Annotated in this window: 13 protein-coding genes and 1 pseudogene; 3 read left to right on the forward strand and 11 right to left on the reverse strand. The window is 58.8% G+C overall.

All coding sequences use genetic code 11. The features are described 5' to 3' along the window. Positions 1-358 precede the first annotated feature (358 nt). Positions 359-1,381 (forward strand): annotated as a pseudogene (locus C5L10_RS31955) (Na/Pi cotransporter family protein); the annotation flags it as partial. Positions 1,382-1,461: 80 nt separating this feature from the next. Here C5L10_RS31955 and C5L10_RS31960 read toward each other — a convergent pair. From C5L10_RS31960 to C5L10_RS32005, 10 genes are all read right to left on the reverse strand, one after another. Continuing rightward, entirely contained in the window at positions 1,462-2,514 is a 1,053-nt protein-coding gene (locus tag C5L10_RS31960) for an aldose 1-epimerase family protein (protein WP_105432981.1), read from the reverse strand. 16 nt (positions 2,515-2,530) lie between these two features. Continuing rightward, the gene (locus C5L10_RS31965; protein ID WP_105432982.1) at positions 2,531-3,346 is read right to left on the reverse strand and encodes an inositol monophosphatase family protein; all 816 of its coding nucleotides are present in this window, start codon (positions 3,344-3,346) and stop codon (positions 2,531-2,533) included. Next, on the reverse strand, positions 3,339-4,142 hold the full coding sequence (locus tag C5L10_RS31970) for a glycerophosphodiester phosphodiesterase family protein (protein ID WP_105432983.1): 804 nt from the start codon (positions 4,140-4,142) through the stop codon (positions 3,339-3,341). The genes C5L10_RS31965 and C5L10_RS31970 overlap by 8 nt, the downstream gene beginning before the upstream one ends. A 13-nt stretch (positions 4,143-4,155) precedes the next feature. Continuing rightward, positions 4,156-4,974: a glycerophosphodiester phosphodiesterase family protein gene (locus tag C5L10_RS31975; protein ID WP_105432984.1), complete on the reverse strand. Its 819-nt coding sequence runs from the start codon at positions 4,972-4,974 to the stop codon at positions 4,156-4,158. Between the two features lie 119 nt (positions 4,975-5,093). Beyond that, a complete protein-coding gene (locus tag C5L10_RS31980; RefSeq protein WP_245448332.1) occupies positions 5,094-5,912 on the reverse strand; it encodes an ABC transporter permease in 819 nt (272 codons plus the stop codon). A gap of 28 nt (positions 5,913-5,940) precedes the next feature. Next, positions 5,941-6,870 carry an ABC transporter permease gene (locus C5L10_RS31985; RefSeq protein ID WP_105432986.1) on the reverse strand — a complete coding sequence of 310 codons (930 nt, stop codon included), beginning with the start codon at positions 6,868-6,870 and terminating at the stop codon, positions 5,941-5,943. Further along, entirely contained in the window at positions 6,864-7,889 is a 1,026-nt protein-coding gene (locus C5L10_RS31990; RefSeq protein WP_245448334.1) for an oligopeptide/dipeptide ABC transporter ATP-binding protein, read from the reverse strand. The genes C5L10_RS31985 and C5L10_RS31990 overlap by 7 nt, the downstream gene beginning before the upstream one ends. Further along, the gene (locus tag C5L10_RS31995; RefSeq protein ID WP_172717288.1) at positions 7,865-8,812 is read right to left on the reverse strand and encodes an ABC transporter ATP-binding protein; all 948 of its coding nucleotides are present in this window, start codon (positions 8,810-8,812) and stop codon (positions 7,865-7,867) included. Before C5L10_RS31995 ends, C5L10_RS31990 begins: the two co-directional genes overlap by 25 nt. Before the next feature lie 58 nt (positions 8,813-8,870). Further along, positions 8,871-10,442 (reverse strand): ABC transporter substrate-binding protein, encoded by a 1,572-nt coding sequence (locus C5L10_RS32000; protein WP_105432988.1) that lies wholly within the window; start codon positions 10,440-10,442, stop codon positions 8,871-8,873. Between the two features lie 55 nt (positions 10,443-10,497). Next, positions 10,498-11,271: a DeoR/GlpR family DNA-binding transcription regulator gene (locus C5L10_RS32005; RefSeq protein ID WP_245448336.1), complete on the reverse strand. Its 774-nt coding sequence runs from the start codon at positions 11,269-11,271 to the stop codon at positions 10,498-10,500. A 522-nt stretch (positions 11,272-11,793) separates the two neighbouring features. On the opposite strand from C5L10_RS32005, the gene C5L10_RS32010 reads away from it, so the two are divergent. After that, positions 11,794-13,434 (forward strand): Na/Pi cotransporter family protein, encoded by a 1,641-nt coding sequence (locus C5L10_RS32010; RefSeq protein ID WP_105432990.1) that lies wholly within the window; start codon positions 11,794-11,796, stop codon positions 13,432-13,434. A 568-nt stretch (positions 13,435-14,002) separates the two neighbouring features. Continuing rightward, a complete protein-coding gene (locus C5L10_RS32015) occupies positions 14,003-15,559 on the forward strand; it encodes an ABC transporter substrate-binding protein (protein WP_245448338.1) in 1,557 nt (518 codons plus the stop codon). Positions 15,560-15,629: 70 nt separating this feature from the next. Here C5L10_RS32015 and C5L10_RS32020 read toward each other — a convergent pair whose 3' ends face one another. Continuing rightward, positions 15,630-16,538, reverse strand: coding sequence for a LysR substrate-binding domain-containing protein (locus C5L10_RS32020; protein WP_105432991.1), 909 nt, complete (start codon positions 16,536-16,538; stop codon positions 15,630-15,632). Positions 16,539-16,556: the final 18 nt, after the last annotated feature.

The raw sequence follows: 16,556 nt of genomic DNA on the forward strand, positions 1-16,556 counted from the left end.
AACAAGATCGCCAGGGCATTTCCCGGCAAAGGCTCTGCAGCCGTTGCCGCCAGCAAAGAAAGTTGGGAGGAGTTCTGATCAGGCAGTCGGAACGGGAGCTATAACAGCTCCCGTTTCTTACGATCGGGAGAACAGTGGTCATTTGGAGGAAAGCCTCTTTTCCACGTCCTCCCGTCAGCGTCCCACCTTGGCCGCCTTTACGAATTCAGCCGAAATGGTGTCCGATAGGAACAAGCTACATTGAGCTCCACGACGGCTTCATCTCCGAACTGGTGCGAGCCGCAAACGAGATTGAGAGCCTGAGCAGGATCGAACGGCAGCGTCTACTAGCGCTCGCAGTGACGACAATTCGAGCCATGCCAATCTCGGCGGCGCCATTCCGCCTGTCATCGCCTCGCTTTCCAGGCCCGTCTCCGCAAAACGCGTTACGCTCGGCAACCTCGTCGTGCGGGCCGCCGGCTGCGTAATCGCACTGCCGCTTGCAGGCTATGGCGCCGAGCTTCTGGAGATGCTGCCGCTGGCGCCCGCCAAGCTGCCGGTCGACGCCCATCTCGGCTTCAACCTCATTCTTGCGGCGCTCGCCTGGCCATTCTCGCGCCTCTTGTCGCGGCTGATGCTGCGCCTGGTCCCGGACGAGGTTCAGACCGACAAGGCGCCGAAGTATCTGGACAGCCAGGAACTCTCGACGCCGGTCGTCGCCCTTGCCGGCGCCACCCGCGAGGTCCTCGGCGTCGGCGACATTATCGAACGCATGCTGATGCGTGTCTCCGACGCCTTCGAACGCAATGACCTGTCCAGGCTGAAGGAAATTCCCGCGCTCGATAGCCAAGTCGATAGCCTGCAGCAGGAGGTGAAGATCTACCTTTCCAAGCTCGGACGCGAAGGCTTGAGCGATGAGAATGGCCGCCGCTCGATCGTCATCATCGACTACGCCATCAACCTCGAGCATATCGGCGATATCATCGAAAAAGGTCTGCTGCCACAGGTCGCCAAGAAGGCCTCACTCGGCCTACGATTCTCCGACGACGGCTACCAGGAGCTCAAGAAACTCTTCGACCTGACCCTCGACAACCTGCGGATCGCCCAGACGATCTTCGTCACCCGTGACTTCAACCTCGCCTAACAGTTGATGGACGTGAAGGTTGAGGTGCGGCGGATGGAGAAGCAGTCGTCAGAAAGCCATCTGGAACGCTTGCGCGACGGCCGCGCCGACAGCCTGCAGACAAGCTCGCTGCATCTCGACATGCTGCGCGATCTGAAGCGCATCAACGCCCACATCGTCTCCGTCGCTCACCCAATCCTCGACGAAAGCGGCCTCCTCATCGAAAGCAGGCTTCGCAATGCCGGGAAACCCCAGCATCCGGTCCATGCTTCGAGTTAGCTACCAGTTAGCCATCAGATCCTATGAGGAGGGTGGATCGCGGCACGCACTTTGGCAGAGACGAATGGGTGGAGGGATTTTCAGGGCATCGATCCGAGATCGATTGTCATCCAATATTCGGCGGTGTCTCCTGCTCCTAAAGTCAGCGAACCATTTTCCGACTTCCCGTCCGGCTCAAATCGCCGCGTCGGCTCGAGCGCCAGAGCATACACGCCGGACTGATAAGCTCTCCAGATGCCGAAGCTCGGTAGAGCCTCACGGGAAAACGAGAGGCGGGCGCGCACTCCTCCAAGCAAGGCACTGTTGCGTAATTCGATAGACGCCTCCGGCAGATCGCAAACGACAGGCGTCTCCTGAAAATAGTCCACGAAGTCGGCCCTCGGACGCTTGTCCTCGCCGTTGAACGCTGCGACGAGATCGCGGTTCAGATCGCCCCCGAGTTGCGTTGACTCGTCGAAGAATGGATAGCCGAAGTTCACGTGATAGAGGATCGCATGCGACGTGGGCCGGAAGCCTTGGTTTTCGACAACATCGTTGAGGCGGATGGCGTTGCCGAACACATCGATTTCTATGCGCCGGCGAAGAAGAAGGTTCTCTCCGAACACTGAACTCTGCCTGACGACGCCCTCTGCCCAGATGACGGGCACGCTTGCGCTCCAGTCGATCCCATAACCCGAAAGCGTGGCCCGCTGGCTGGAAATCCTCCCGTGCAGCGGGTGGAAAACCTGCTTGCGATGTTTGTGGATAAAATGGCCAGCATCACTCCGTTTCGCACCGCCAATATGATCGAGACCGCAAGTGACGATGAAACCATCGAAGTTCCTGTAGAAGCCGACGCCGTCTTCCGCATCCAGCGAATTCGGCGGCCACGGCAATCCGTTCGCACTGTTCCACCCGATGTTGGCCCCGCGCCAGGTTGCACTGGCAATATCGAAACCTCGATCCAGCGCGACCTCAAAGCCAATGCCGGCCGCGTTTCGAACGACGAGCAGCCGCTGCCCTCTCCCTGGGCCCTCTTCCATCTGCAACAGCCGAACGTCCGCGACACCCCTGCCGTCGACGGTGCGCTGTCGCAGCTCCGCAGGCGACAGCTCACGAGCAGCACGAGGCTCTCTTTCGGCGCGGCCAGTCATCGGAGTTCCTTCGGCATCATGCTACTGACACCTTCTGCAGCAAAGGGCGCACCTTTTGCAGGAACTCTTCGCTCCCGCAGGCGAACCGCAGCTTTGCCTGGAGCTCGGTACGATCCCAGTCGATTGTATGGGAGACACCGAGGTTGGCGAGAATTGGCAGTCCGGCCATCACATCCCAGGTCGAGTCGCCGAGCGCCACATAGCCGTCGGTCTCGCCCATCGCGACTTCGATGAGCGAGAGGGTCGATGATCCGCAGCAGCGGAAACTGATGCGCAACTCGTCGGAAATATAGCGTACGACCTCAAGGCGATCTTCGCTGGCGATCGAAGGATGCAGACCGATCCCCGCAGAGGCCTGCGAGAGATCGAGCGCAGGCAGAGCCGACATCGGTTGACCGTTCAACCGTGTTTCGACGGCCGTTCCCCCGGTCAACATCAGATCGCGGACTGGAGCATAAATCACGCCAAAGGCCGGCCGGCGGTGTTCGTATAGGCCGATCGAAATCGCCCAGTTCTGGCCGCCCCTGACAAAATTGAACGTCCCGTCGATCGGATCGATGACCCAGATCCGGCCGGAAGAACCGACGATTTCGCCACCCTCTTCGCCGTAGACGCCGTCATCCGGAAACGCGTGTCGCAAGCTGGCAATCAGGAACTCCTCGACTTGCCTGTCAGCTTTGGTCACGAGGTCGAGGTGCCCCTTCTTCTCGACCGGCAGACTGGCCAGAGACTGGAAATGGGTGAGGGCGAGTTTACCAGCTTTGCGAGCAATCTCCTCAAGGACTGCCTCGACCGTGCGCCCGATCGGCGCCGAAATATGTGAATCAGCCATGAGCTTCGTCCCGAAGCCTTGCGACTTGCGTCACATCGTCACTGATGAGCTGATCCAGTTGGCCTTCGCGGATCCATCGAACCACATCGGCTTCGATGTCGACGCCATATTCCTTCAGGTTTTTCAGCCGTTCCGGGCGCGGTACATGGAGGAAGGCCGCGATACCACCGTCATGAAGCTGGCGTGCCTCACCGCTTGGAAAGTGATTGATCTCAAGGTTGATGGCATCGAGGTTGGCCTCGCGCGCAATCGCCACCGGGTCGATCAAGCGCGAATGCGACAGGCCGACGGTAGGCACTTCCGGTATCGCTTTTTTCAACGCCCTCAATTGAACGAAGTCGAAGGACGAGAACTGCAAAAGATCAGCACAGCCAAGTTCATCAATGAGCGCCCGCAGCTTCGGGAAGAACACGTCGTCGCGATCGTAGGTCTTCAGTTCCAGCTGATAGATGATGCCAAGCTCACGAGCGAGCTGCAGCGCTTCCTTCAGAAGCGGAATACGCTCGCCGGCAAATTCCTCCGCAAACCAACGGCCGGCATCGAGAGCGGCGATCTCGGAGTAGGTCATGTTGCGGATGAGGCCGTGGCCGTTGGTGGTGCGGTCTACGATTTCATCGTGGATTAGGACGAGCTCGCCATCGCTGGTGATCCGCAGATCCGTCTCGCAGGTAACGCCTCGTCCTGCGATTTGATGGGCCTTCCGGAACGCAGCGAACGTATTTTCCGGTGCGCCGGCGCTATGACCCCGGTGGCCGGCCAAACGCATCGCCGTCGATGTCATTCTGAGTGGATGCATGTCTTTCCCCTTTCTAGGACAGGCGAGATACGCTCAAGCCGCAACGCGCAACAAAATCGACGCTCCAGCCGACATCGTCGCAGACCAGCATGTCGATCAGTCCCGCGCGCAGATAAGCGTCAAGCTTTTCCAAATAATCGACGCCATAGACGCGCCTGATCGCAAAGAATTCCGGCGGCGGCACGTAGTGGCTGACGGCAACGCTGGCGGCGTGAAGACCCTCGGCAATATCGGCGGCAAACTGCGGATAGTCGGTGTTCATGACGTCCATCGATGCCGAGTGTGCGGCGGCGGCGGGGTCGACCAGGCGATGATAATTGATGCCCATCGTGCGGATGCCGGGTGCAATCCTTTTGATGTCGCGCAGCACCACGTAGTCAAACGAACTGATCAGCACGCGCTCGAACATGCGGGCTTCTTTCAGCAGTCCGATCACCTGCTCCAAGTAGGCCGTGCCATCGAACTTGTCCTTGATCTCGGCGATCAGGCCCAAGCCGAGATCTCTGCAATATGCAAGAATATCCTCGAACAACTCGAGCGGTTGGCCGTCGATCGGCATGCCATTCCGAGCCTTGGTCCGAAAGTGAGCGATCTGTGCATAGTCGAGTTGCGAGATGATGCCTTTGCCTGTGGATGCGTTGTCGAGAATGTCATCGTGAAACACCACGAGCCGACCGTCCCGCGTCACTCGCAGGTCGATCTCGCAAAGTGAAGCGCCAAGTTCGGCGGCACGGCGGAAAGCCGGCCGGCTGTTTTCATGACCGTCGACAACGTGCCCGCGATGGCCACAAACGAGAATGTGCCCGGAGCGGGAAGGGAGGGGGTCAAACATCAGGATTGCCTATCTGAGAGCGCGTTCAAGGTTGTCGCAACCGACGGAAAATAGTTCGATCCACGAAGGGGCGCAAAAGCGTGGTTCGGTCTCGAGCAGTGGTGCATTTTTACCTTCCTCTAGCGCAGGCGGGCGTCGAATCGGTCGCGCAGATAATCGCCGAGCAAGCTGATGGATAAGGTGGTGAGCACGATCATCAGTCCCGGAAGAGCTGTGAGCCACCAGGCGATGGCGAGGTAATTTCTACCATCGGCGACCATCAGCCCCAGGCTGGTGGCCGGGGGCTGGATGCCGAGGCCGAGGAAGCTCAATCCACTTTCCAGGAGAATGATCTCGGGAAAATTGACCGTGAGTTGGACGATGAGCGGTCCTGCGATGTTCGGCAGAATGTGACGCAGGTAGATGCGCAGGGATGGAACGCCGACGATCCGAGCCGCCTCCGCATATCCCTCCTGGTTGGCGCTCAGCACCAGCCCACGACTGAGCCGCGCATAGCGCTCCCAATTGGCGACGCCCACGAGGAACACGAAAAGCAGCGGGCTTGATCCAAAGAATGCCAGCACCCCGAGCGCAATGATGATGAAGGGCACAGACGACATGGCGTCTGCGAAACCCATGATCAGATTATCGATCCAGCCATGGAAGTGTGCGGCCAGGAAGCCGAGGCTGGTACCGATCACTGCGCAGATCAACGACCCAATGAACGCGATCATTAGCGTCGTCTGCGTCGCGATCAGCAGGTTGCTGAGCACATCTCTTCCGAGATAATCCGTTCCGAACAGGTGGCCTGCAAGGGTACCTGGCGGCGCGAACCGCGATATTGGAGCCTGTTGCAGATAATTGTAGGGCGCAACCCAATGTGCCATTGCGCCGATGAATACGACCGCGACGATCCATCCCGCGCATATCCAGATACTGGCCGGCACTTTTCGCGTCATGGGTCCGGCCCTGCGCAATTTGACAGCGTCATCTTTCATTGCTTTGAAGCCTGATCTTCGGGTTGAGGACCGCGTAGAGGATATCGACGATCAGGTTGATCGTGACCATGAAGGCGGTGAAAAGAATGATCATTGCCTGGACCACGTTGAGGTCGCCGGAACTCGTGGCGCGCACGAAGCCGCTGCCCAGGCCCGGCCAGCCGAACACGGGTTCGATCAGCGCCGCGCCTCCGAGCAAGCCGCCGGCAATAAAGCCCAGCATCGTGACCATGGGGATCGCCGCGTTCGGAAGCGCGTGGCGCAGAATGATATCCCATTCCGGCACGCCATCGGCGCGAGCAGCGGCGATATAGGGTTGGCCCAGCACATCGATCAGCGTCGAGCGGGTAAATCGCGCGACGCCGGCCGCATTGAAGAGGGCAAACGTCGCGATGGGTAGGATCGCATGTTTGAAGGTGGAACTTCCCGAACTCGGCAAGACCCGCAGCCAGACCGCGAATATGAAGATCAAGGCAAGTCCGAGCAGAAAGTTCGGGACGCTGTACCCAAGAACCGCGCCTGCCATGACAGCTTTATCGGAAGCCGTCTCGCGCCGTACCGCGGCGAGAATTCCCGCGGGAATACCGATGAGCATGCTCAGCACGAAGGCCGAAACGGTCACCAGCAGAGTTTTCGGGACGCGTTCGGCAACGACCGCGAAGACCTCGCGGCCGTCGGCAAAGGACGTCCCGAAATCACCACGGATAGCGTGGCTCCAATAAATGAAAAACTGTTCGAGAATGGACTTGTCCAGCCCCCAGTTAATGCGGAACGCCGCCAGTGCCTCTGGCGTCGCGACATCGGAGAGAATCTGCTCGGCCGGATCTCCGCTCAACCTGAGAACGATGAAGACGAAGGTTACGGTGAGGAACAAAACCACAAGCGCTCGAACAGTTCGTGCGAGGATGAAGCTCACCATTGCGCGATCTCCCTGTGCGGGACGATTTCGCGTGGAAGTTCCTCAGCACGGTGACAGGCCACCTTTTGGTCGCCAGCCTGACGAAGCGCCGGGGTTTCGGAAACGCATCGCTCGATGGCGAACGGACAGCGCGACCGGAAGGCGCATCCTTTCGCGAGCGTGCTGAAATCGAGTTCGCCCTGGATCGGTGGTTCCACGTTTCGAACGCGCGGATCCATCGTTGGCACGGACGCAAGCAATGCTCTCGTGTAGGGATGACGAGGCCACGCGTAGACGGACTTGATGTCGCCGGTTTCGACGACACGGCCTAGATACATGACGGCGATGCGATCAACCAGGTGCCGGACAATCCGCAGGTCATGGGTTATGAAGACATAGGCAAGGTCCAGTTCCTGCCAAAGCGATCTCAGGATCGCGACGACCTGCGCCTGAACCGACACATCCAGGGCCGACACGGCCTCGTCGAAGACGACGAGCTTCGGGTCGAGGATCAGGGCGCGTGCGATGACGACGCGCTGGCGCTGGCCGCCAGACATCTGATGGGGGAAACGGCCCATCATGCCGGTTGGAAGCCCAACTTTATCGAGCATCGCGGCGGCGCGATCACGGGCACCTGCACGGCCGGCCACATGATGCACCCAGACTGCTTCCGCCACCTGTTCGCCGATCGTCATTTGAGGGTTCAGAGCAGACAATGGATTCTGCTGCACGAGGGAAGTCTGCATCCGAAACTTCGACCAGTCTCGTGACGTACGCTCCGTATGGACTACCCCCTCGAACCGGACCTCACCCACCGTCGGAGGGGTGAGACCGAGGATAAGGCGACCTAAAGTCGATTTGCCACTGCCGGATTCGCCGACCACGCCAATGCGCTCTCGTTTGGCGAGGTTGAGATCGACTGAATTCACTGCCACCTGGCTGGATACCTTTGAGAACAGTCCAGATTTCAACCGGAAGACCTTGGTCAGGTCGCTGGCTTGAAGGAGAGGGGTATTCATGGGCTCACCGGATGATAACACCAGGCTTCATGCAGGGCCCCGACGCTCGCGGGACCGGGAAAGCTGGTCGTGCATCTGTCGCTCGCGCGCGGGCAGCGCGGATGATAATAGCATCCGGCCGGAAGGTTATCGAGAAGCGGAACCGATCCGGGGATAGGGACCGGCGGCTCAAGGTCGTCGGGATCAATGGTCGGCATGCAGTCGATCAAAGCGCGGGCATATGGATGCGCTGCACGCTCCAGCAAGTCGACCACGGGGGCCGCCTCGACGATCTTGCCGCAATACATCACCGCCGCGCGATCAGCCAATCGCGCGATGACACCCAAATCGTGCGATACGATCAACAATGCCATGCCCGTTTCAGCTCGCAGTTCTTCCAGCAAGTGGAGGATCTGGGCTTGCGTCGTGACATCAAGCGCGGTTGTCGGTTCATCGGCAATGAGCAACGCGGGTTTGGCAGCCAGAGCATGCGCGATCATCACGCGCTGGTTCATGCCACCCGAGAACTGGTGGGGATAGGAACGCAGTCGGTTCGTTGCCTGATCAATGCCCACGCGCTCGAGCAGCCGCATCGCTTCCAGCCGCGCGTCATTACCCCTCAGCCCCTGATGGCGAGTGAGGCTGGATTCCAGATAGTAACCGATCGTGTGAACAGGATTGAGGCTGCTCGTGGGATCCTGGAAGATCATTGCGATCGTTGGATCCTTTGGTTTGCCGGAGCCGCGACCATTACTGGCCAGTGTTATTGTCCCACCGGTTTGAGCTACGGCGCGGGGCAATGCCTTGGCAATCGCATAACAGGTCATGCTCTTGCCGCAACCGGATTCGCCAACCAGCCCGAGCGTCTGCCCGGCGGCCAGCGAAAAGCTGATCCCATCGATGATTCTTGCTGCTCGCCCCGGCACCTGAACCACCAGATCGCGAACCGTCAAAAGATCTGACAACTGCTGTTCCTCCCAAGGACGGCGCACAATCAGTGCGCCGCCGTTCGCCCTGTGACCCTCAGCCGAAGCTCAGATTTTTTGCCCGCAGTTCCATCGTTTCGAAGCTCACCGGCTTCCAGTGCACATCCTTTCGTGCAGCGTAGACATCGAACGGCTGATAGAGAATGACAGCCGGCGCCTCGTCCTCGAAGATGTCGCGCATCCGGTTGAAGGCGTCGAACCGCTCCTGGCCGTCGGGCAATTGCGAGACCTTCACGGCCAGTTCATTGAATTCAGCCGGCGCCTTCCAGCCCCACCGCTTCTGCACACCACCCTGTGGCCCGAACTCGGAGACGATGGTGTTGAGGGCATCGGTCAAGGACAGGCCGTTCGACCAATTCCTGATCCAGACATTCTCGTCCTTTGCCGTCGTCCCGGGCGCGTAAATCTCCGGGACGACATTGACGCCGATCTCCTTCCACATCTCGATCATCATCATCAGTGCCGGGACGGCGTTGGCATAATAGTTGCCCATCGTGCGGTAGGTGATCGGCTTCCCGTCGTAGCCGCTTTCCTTCACGAGGCGCTTCGCCTCCTGGACATCGTATTCCATCGGCCGCCGTTTTGGGTCGAAGGTGGCGCCGTAGTGGGGGAAGTTGAAGCCGTTGGGGATCGAGGCGAGGTTCTTCCACAGGGACTCGACCATGACCGGTCGGTTGACGGCGAGCGCCATGGCGCGCCGGAGCGCCTTTGCCTTGAAGACAGGCTGGTTCATGTTGAACGTGAACATGTGGAAGTTCTCGATCAACGTGCCGCGGGTTTCCAGATCCGGGTAGCTGTTAATGAGCGCCATGTCATCCGGCGTCAGCGTCGTGACAATATCGTATTCGCCGCTGATCAGCCCGGCCACCCGCGTCGCCGGCTCCGCAACGACCTGATAGGTAATTTTGGATGCAGTTGGCTTGTCACCCCAATACCCATCACTGGCTTCAAGAACCACGCGGTCGCCGGCGACGAACTCGACGAATTTATAGGGTCCGGTGCCAACTGGCTTGTTGCCGAATGCGACCGCTCCCAGGCCCTTATAATAATCCTTGGGAATGATGCGGCCGACCCAGGAGGCGACGATCTTCTCGATCAGATAGGAAGGTGTCTTGGTGCGCAGGACAACGGTGTATTTGTCCTCTACCACCGGTTCGTCCCAATCCGGCGAGAAGTTGCGGCCGTTTGGAATAGTCTTGATCGCCTCGTCGCCCCACAACCGTTCCGATGAGAACGTGTAGGCGACGTCGTCCGCGGTCATCTCCACGCCATTGTGGAACTTGACGTTCTTGCGCAGATTGAAGCGCACCGACTTTTCATCAAGGCGTTTCCAGTTCTCGGCCAGAGCAGGCACCAGTTCGGTGCTGTTTCCAGGTGCCCCGTTGTGGAACCAATCTCGTGCGATAAGGGTGTCGAAAATCTGCGCAACGATACGAACCCCCGTGTTGCTGATCGCGTTGACCGGCTCCAGCGAACCGGGCAGCCCGTTCACCCCGAGGCGGAGCTCGCGGCGCTGCTGCCCGAAGGCCAGGTTGACGCCAGACGTCGATGCCAGCACCGCTGCCGCACTCACGCCGATCATGAAGTTTCTGCGATTACTTCTGAGCATTTTTCTCTCCCTGGCTTGTTTGAACGCTGTTGATGGGTGGAGGACACATCGGACCCTAGTTCGCGATGACGAACTTCTTCCGCAGCTTCTCGGGCACATTATCGATCATGCTTCTGGCGCCGGCGTCGGTGACGATCACGCCTACGTCCTCAATTTTAGCCACAACCGAGAGGCTTGACCTCGTGAACTTCGAGTGGTCCGCCACCACGATGACCCGCCTCGACACTTCGATCATCGCCTGCTCGACGCTGGCGTTCTGAGGCGAACCGGTGCAGATCAACCCGCGATCAAGGTCGATCGAAGCGGCGTTGAGGATCAGCTTGTCCACGTTGAACTGCCGGATGAAATGCTCTGCCAGGGAACCCCGGAAGGACCGGTTGTTTTCGGCATACTCTCCCCCGACCGCATAGATGCTCTTCGCCTCGCCGCGGATCAGTTCGGCGATGATGTCGGCGCCGTTCGATATAAGTGTGAGATCTGTGCGCCCAACCAGCAGCTTTGCGACTTCCAATGCCGTCGTGCCGGCATCCAGGAGAACAGCATCTCCGGCCGCGATCATTCCAGCGGCCGTTGCCGCGATTGCCGCCTTTTCAGCCTGATGCGATACGGCGCGAACGGCGTTACTTGGGTCCTGCGCCACCTGATTGACGCTGACGGCACCACCATGGGTCCTGCGCAACAGCCCGGCTTCTTCGAGTTCACCGAGGTCTCGACGGGCCGTCGCGACAGAGATCTGAAAGCGCTTGGTCAGTGTGCGGATGTCGAGGAAGCGTTCGTTGTTCAACAGCTCGACAATTTTTGCCTGGCGGTCTTCAGCAGCGTTGAGCAAAGCCTTGTTCCGTTCCGATAGATGACGTATATCGCTCATAGCGAGCGAAATGCATCTTTGTCAAGTGGGAGGCTTATGAAGGTTTTGTGACCGCATACCAAGGTGTTTCCTAAAAAGCGTTTACCGTTACTTGTTCAGAGGGAGGCCTAAGTTTCATGCAATTGCCTTTGTATGATCGATATCGCTCAAATGAAGTCAAATGAAATTCATCCAACCAAGGCGCCGAAGGACTGGTGCCCCAGACGCCGTCGGAATGTCGTCAACCTTCCAACAAGCGGCGGAAGAACCTGAATTTATGATCCTGGCCGCAAACCGGTGCCGCCAGGAGGCCGGTGGGCAGCGAACCTCCCAGGTTGCTCACCGGCGCCTCCCACCGCGAGCAATCAGGATAAGCTTGCGGGGAGGTTCTCATCTTCCGGCGGGCGGCTCCAAAGGCGCAGAGCCGTTCGAAAAAACCGCGACCTCTTTGGCAGCTCCCGCTGCGAACCAGGAACGCCAAAGCGCACAAAGACGGAGCATAGGTTGGAATCCACGATCGTGATGATAAATCTGTTCGGCGCAGTCGCCCTGTTGCTGTTCGGCCTGGCACAGGTGAAGGACGGCGTGTCTCGGGCCTTTGGTGCGCGGCTGCGGACAGGTCTTGCGACGGGGACGCGCGGCGGATTGCGCTCCTTCGTGTCCGGTTTCCTCGCAACGGTCGCGCTGCAGAGTTCGACGGCGACAGCGCTGATGGTCGCCTCCTTCGTCGAGCGCGAACTGGTGAAGCCGCGCATGGCTCAGATCGTCCTGCTCGGCGCCAATGTCGGCACGGCCGTCACGGCCTGGATCGTCGCGACCGGCATCGAATGGCTGTCGCCGCTCGTCATCCTCGCCGGCATCGTCCTCTTCCGCAGCGTCTCGAGCGCACGTCAAGGCGGCGGAACCGCGCTGATCGGCATCGGTCTGATGCTGCTGTCGCTGCATCTTTTAAGCAGCGCCACCGAACCGATGCGCCAGTCACCGGCGCTTGCCTTCATCGGCCTGCTTGGCAATGCCTGGCTTGTAGCGCTTGCCTTTTCCGCCGGTATCGCCTTCGTCTCCTCGTCCAGCCTTGCTGCCGTCGTCCTGATCCTGTCGCTCGCTTCGACCGGCATCCTGTCTGCCGATCTGGTCATCGTGCTGGTTCTCGGCGCCAACCTCGGCGGCGCCATTCCGCCCGTTATCGCCTCGCTTTCCGGGCCCGCCTCCGCAAAACGCGTTACGCTCGGCAACCTGATCGTGCGGGCCGCCGGGTGCCTCATCGCACTGCCGCTTGCAGGCTATGGCGCCGACCTTCTGGAGATGCTGCCGCTGGCGCCGCCCAAGCTGCCGGTCGATGCCCATCTCGCCTTCAACCTCATTCTTGCGGCGCTCGCCTGGCCATTCTCGCGCCTCTTGTCGCGGCTGATGCTGCGTCTCGTTGCGGAGGAAGCAAGGACCGACAACGCGCCGAAATATCTGGACAACCAGGAACTCTCGACGCCCGTCGTGGCGCTCGCGAGCGCCACTCGCGAGGTCCTCGGTGTCGGCGACCTTATCGAACGCATGCTGATCCGTGCCTCCGAAGCCTTCGAACAGAACGATCTGACGAAACTGAAGGAACTCCCGTCACTGGAAAGCCAGGTCGATAGCCTGCAACAGGAAGTGAAGATCTACCTTTCCAAGCTCGGCCGCGAGGGCCTCAGCGACGAGAACGGCCGCCGCTCGATCGTCATCATCGATTACGCCATCAACCTCGAGCATATCGGCGACATCATCGAAAAGGGCTTGGCTCCACAGGTCGCCAAGAAGGCCTCTCTCGTTTTGAATTTCTCCGCCGAGGGGTACGAGGAACTGAAGACGCTCTTCGACCTCACGATCGACAACCTGCGGGTCGCCCAGACGATCTTCGTCACCCGTGACTTCAACCTCGCCAAACAGTTGATGGACGTGAAGGTCGAGGTGCGGCGGATGGAAAAGCAATCGGCAGAACGCCATCTGGAACGTTTGCGCGACGGCCGCGCCGACAGCCTACAGACGAGTTCGCTGCATCTCGACATGCTGCGCGACCTCAAGCGCATTAACGCCCACATCGTCTCCGTCGCTCACCCGATCCTCGACGAAAGCGGCCTCCTCATCGAAAGTAGGTTGCGCAGCGCCAGTTGATGACAGCCCATTTAACGCTGGTACATCAGTGGGCATCAAAGAAATTTTTCTTTGCTCAGTCAGTGGCCTCTTTCTTCGTAATCGATAACGGCTGACCCCACGGCGAATAGACTTCAGATGATGAAGAGTGGTCGGCAGCTACATGACCAAGCGCACATTGTTCAAATACCGGACTAGACCAATGAACCGGTTTGGGCGGCATCTCGCCTTTCAGTGCTTGCAAATTATGCCGAGCTTGACAGGCTGCTTTACCTGAAATCCCGGGCTTTAGGAAATGGGCTCGGCATATTCTCCGGCTCGATATAAGTGCCGGATCTTCATACCAATGCGTTGAAGGTGAAGAGCAGGAATCTTCATTAATATTCGGTTTGATGAGCTGGTCGTTGGTTCAGACCGGTTCAAGGCGAGGCGAAGCTCGGACCATTGTTCCCGCCGGCATCGACTGCCGTTCTTCAATATGAAGCTGGGAAAGTGTCCGTATAACCTCCACGAATAGCGGGCATAAAACAGCGACTTTGACATATATCTTCATCTGCCTTTGACTGATGTCAACGATAAGGAGGTGAACATGTACAAGATGAATTCCCTGAAGATCTTCTCTACAATTGCATTTTTGACAGCCAGTGTAGCTCTGCCCGCGCTCGGCCATGCCGAGACACTTAGGGTCGGCATCAACACAGCAGATATTTCCACCCTGGACCCGGCCCGAGCCACTGCCACTGCAGACGTCACACTGGTCTCCTGGATATTCAACGGTCTTGTACGCTTTCCACCAGGTAGCGCCGATCCGGCGAACATCGAGCCGGATCTCGCGGAACGTTGGACGTCGTCGCCGGATGGCCTGGTATGGACCTTCACCTTACGCAATGGCGTCAAGTTTCACGGTGACTACGGAACACTTTCGGCGGATGACGTGGTTTTTTCACTGACGCGCGCCAAGGACCCGAAATCGTCATCTTTTGCCAGCGACTTCGCAAGCGTCAAATTGATCGAAGCGGTCGATCCGATGACCGTCCGCATTACCCTGAGCGAGCCGGTGCCGGGCTTTCTGGGGCTGATCGCCAATTACCATGGCGGCAACATCATCAGTAAGAAAGCCTTCGAAAAGCTCGGGGCCGACTTCAAAAGCCGCCCCATCGGCACCGGTCCGTTCATGTTTGAAAGCGCGGTCACGCAGCAGGCCGTCAACCTCAAAGCATTTCAAGGCTATTTCCGCGGCGCGCCCAAGCTCGATGGCATTCGCTTCGACCTTATCCCGTCCGATTCCAGTCGTGAACTCGCCTTTCGCTCGGGGGAACTGGATTTGATCTACGGCAAGCGTGAGCAACGCTGGGTCGATCAGGCCAAGGCCTGGGACAAGGCTGTCGTCGATATCTTTGCCCCGGGCGAATATCGGACGGTGTTCATCAACATGACGCACCCTCCGCTCGATAGCGTGAAAGTCCGCCGGGCTATCGCCCAAGCGATCAACGTGGACCAGATCGTTCAGTTCGTCGGGGCGGGGGTCGGACCGAAAGGGTGTTCTGTCGTACCGTCGGGTTATCTCGGCGAAGACTGCAGCTGGACGTATAAATATGATCCAACCGAGTCCAAGAAACTTTTAACTGAAGCAGGCTTTCCTAAAGGTGTGAAACTAACGGCCGTCGTTTCCTCGAATTCGTCGCAGCAGCCGATCATGGAAGTCATCCAGGCGCAGTTGGCAGAAGCCGGGATCGACCTGCAGATGAAGGTCGTCGATCATCCCACCTACCAGGAGCAGATCCGCAAGGATCTTGGCGACCTAGTCTTCTACGGCGCTGCTCGTTATCCGGTGGCTGATAGCTATCTCAGCCAGTTCTATCATTCGGATGCCTCTGTCGGTAAACCGACTGCGGTAACCAATTTTGCACATTGCGATGCCGCTGATGCGGATATTACCGCTGCACGCCGCGCGACCTCTGACGCCGAGCGCCTCAAGCTCTGGTCATCGGCGCAAAAGAAAATCTATGATCAAGTTTGCGCGGTGCCGCTGTTCAGCCTGATGCAGGTCTGGGTGCATAGCGCCGCACTCGATTACGGTTACGAGCTGAAGGGGTCGCTTAATCTTGCGCCTCCCATCACCGAAAAGACGGCCTTGAAGCGTTAAATTCATCGTCCCCACCTGTCCCGATCCGGCCTTCCGTGCGTCGCACGGCAAGGACCGGGTCGGGATTTCTTTATCGTGGTGGCTTGATAGACGTCATCAACGCTGCGGCATGCGCCGCTTCGACAAAATCTGCAACGAGGGTGCTGTTACGGGCGCGAACCGGTCGGAGGATCTCATATTCAAAGGTCATTTCCGGCTTGAATGGGAGAACTGTTACACGGTCGGCCACGACCTCCATACTGAGAGGGTCGCCCACCGTTACGCCAAAGCCTGCTGCGACAAACTCAGCGACGTTTGGTGCAGTCGTTGCCTCGATCACGATTCTCGGCTGCAGACCGACTGCTTCAAAAGCGGCGTCAACCTTCCTGCGCATCATGCTGGAAGGACCAAAGGAAATAAACGGTTCTCCATCGAAATCGATCGGGCTGAGCTCGGCTTTCTTGGAGAGACGGTGACCGCGCGGCAGGATGGCGACTGCTGGCGGGCTTTTTAGCGGTTCGCCGATGACCGATGGATGCTCGAGACCTGTCGTCACCATCACCACGTCGAGCCTGCGCAACAAGACGGCCTCGGTCAAAAACTGTGAACTGCGCGCCTCAACGGACACGAACACGTCAGGATGGCGGATTCTGAAGTGAGATAGCACCCTGGTGATATACCGACCCGACAAGGCCGGCATGGTCCCCACGACAAGATGTCCATGTTCTTCGCGGCGAATGGCATCAACGGCGCGTGCCAGCTGATGCACACCTCCAAAAATTCGTTCAACTTCTTCATAGAGCCGCATCCCGCGGCCCGTCGGCACAAGCCGGCCACTATCCCTTTCAAATAGTTGCAGACCTGTGTCTGCTTCCAGATCCTGTATCAGTTTGCTCGCCGCCGGCTGGGAAATTCGCAATATGTCGGCTGCGCGGCTGACTGTGCCAGCCTCGACGACGGCCATCAACGCCTCAAGCTGCCTCAGGCTCGGATTTCTCATTGGTATAACCTTTTCGAA

Origin of the sequence: Neorhizobium sp. T6_25 (assembly GCF_002968555.1) — a bacterium.
Lineage (GTDB): Bacteria > Pseudomonadota > Alphaproteobacteria > Rhizobiales > Rhizobiaceae > Neorhizobium.

Coding starts and splice junctions, on each gene's coding strand:
- C5L10_RS31960 (WP_105432981.1), bottom strand. CDS start 2,514: ATGACTGGCCGCGCCGAAAGAGAGCCTCGTGCTGCTCGTGAGCTGTCG.
- C5L10_RS31965 (WP_105432982.1), bottom strand. CDS start 3,346: ATGGCTGATTCACATATTTCGGCGCCGATCGGGCGCACGGTCGAGGCA.
- C5L10_RS31970 (WP_105432983.1), bottom strand. CDS start 4,142: ATGCATCCACTCAGAATGACATCGACGGCGATGCGTTTGGCCGGCCAC.
- C5L10_RS31975 (WP_105432984.1), bottom strand. CDS start 4,974: ATGTTTGACCCCCTCCCTTCCCGCTCCGGGCACATTCTCGTTTGTGGC.
- C5L10_RS31980 (WP_245448332.1), bottom strand. CDS start 5,912: ATGACGCGAAAAGTGCCGGCCAGTATCTGGATATGCGCGGGATGGATC.
- C5L10_RS31985 (WP_105432986.1), bottom strand. CDS start 6,870: ATGGTGAGCTTCATCCTCGCACGAACTGTTCGAGCGCTTGTGGTTTTG.
- C5L10_RS32000 (WP_105432988.1), bottom strand. CDS start 10,442: ATGCTCAGAAGTAATCGCAGAAACTTCATGATCGGCGTGAGTGCGGCA.
- C5L10_RS32015 (WP_245448338.1), top strand. CDS start 14,003: ATGTACAAGATGAATTCCCTGAAGATCTTCTCTACAATTGCATTTTTG.
- C5L10_RS32020 (WP_105432991.1), bottom strand. CDS start 16,538: ATGAGAAATCCGAGCCTGAGGCAGCTTGAGGCGTTGATGGCCGTCGTC.